Source organism: Actinomycetota bacterium, assembly GCA_005774595.1.
Lineage (GTDB): Bacteria > Actinomycetota > Coriobacteriia > Anaerosomatales > D1FN1-002 > D1FN1-002.
Genome location: VAUM01000489.1, coordinates 1 through 1115, shown reverse-complemented (window position 1 = coordinate 1115; position 1115 = coordinate 1). Strand labels below are relative to the sequence as shown.

Genomic DNA, 1115 nt, shown 5'->3' with positions numbered 1-1115 from the left:
CTCCTGCGTCGTACCCGTCTTGCCGGCGGCCGGACGGCCGATGGCCGCCGCCGTCCCGGTGCCCTTGCTGATCACGCCGCGCAGGATGTCCGTGGCCAGGTAGGCGACCGCGGGGTCGACAGCGGCCGCGCTTGCCGGCTTCGCGACCACGAGCTCGTCTCCGCTCTCGCCGGTGACCTGACGGATCCCGAACGGCGAGATCGCCGTGCCGCCGTTGGCGAGCGTGCCGTAGGCGGCGGCCATCTCGAGCGGCGAGACACCTTCCTCGAGTCCGCCGAGGGCGATCGCGGGATTGGGGGTGATGCTGGTCTGGATCCCCATCTCGTCGGCCACGGCAACCGTCTTGTCCGCGCCCACCTTGAGCACCAGCTGGGCGAAGACGGAGTTGACCGAGTCCTCCGTGGCCTCGCGAAGCCGCATCGTGCCCGTGCGCCCTCCGCTCGCACCGGTCACGCTCCAGTCGGGTGAGCCGGGCACCTTGAGCGTCATCGGGCCGCACGCGAAGGGGGCCTCGGGTGAGATGCCCTGCTCGAGTGCGGTCACGAGCACGAACGGCTTGAACGCGGAGCCCGGCTGGCGACGCCCCTGCACGGCGACGTTGAACTGCTGCGACGTGAAGTCACGGCCTCCCACCATCGCGAGGATCTCGCCGGTCTTGGCATCGAGCGCGACGAGTGCCGCCGAAGGGTCGCCGTCACGGTTCAGGGTGCCGGCGATGGCCTGTTCGGCGGCCTTCTGCATCTTCGCGTCGAGCGTGGTCCTGACCGTCAGGCCTCCGCGATACACGGCGTCGGCTCCCTGCTGCGTGGTGATGAGCGCCTTCACGTACTCGATGAAGTAGGGAGCCTGTACGTCACGGCCGGACTTCAGTCCGACGGTCTTGACCGGCCCGGCCGCCGCCGCCGCCGTGCGCTCCTCCTGCGTGATGAATCCCTGCTCGGCCATCAGCTGGAGGACGAGGTCACGGCGCTGCTTGGCAGCCTCCGGCTCGAGGTAGGGCGAGTAGTTGCCGGGCGAGCGGAGCACGCCGGCGATCATCGCTGACTCGGGGAGGGTCAGTTTGGTCGCGCTCTTGCCGAAGTAGCACTGCGAGGCCGCTTCGACCCCGTAGGCAC

The 1115-nt window shown here is 69.9% G+C and carries 1 protein-coding gene; it reads right to left on the bottom strand.

Translation table 11 applies throughout. The features are described 5' to 3' along the window. Window positions 1-1115, bottom strand: a 1115-nt coding sequence (locus FDZ70_11195) for a penicillin-binding protein (GenBank protein TLM65325.1), incomplete at both ends; no start/stop codon positions are given.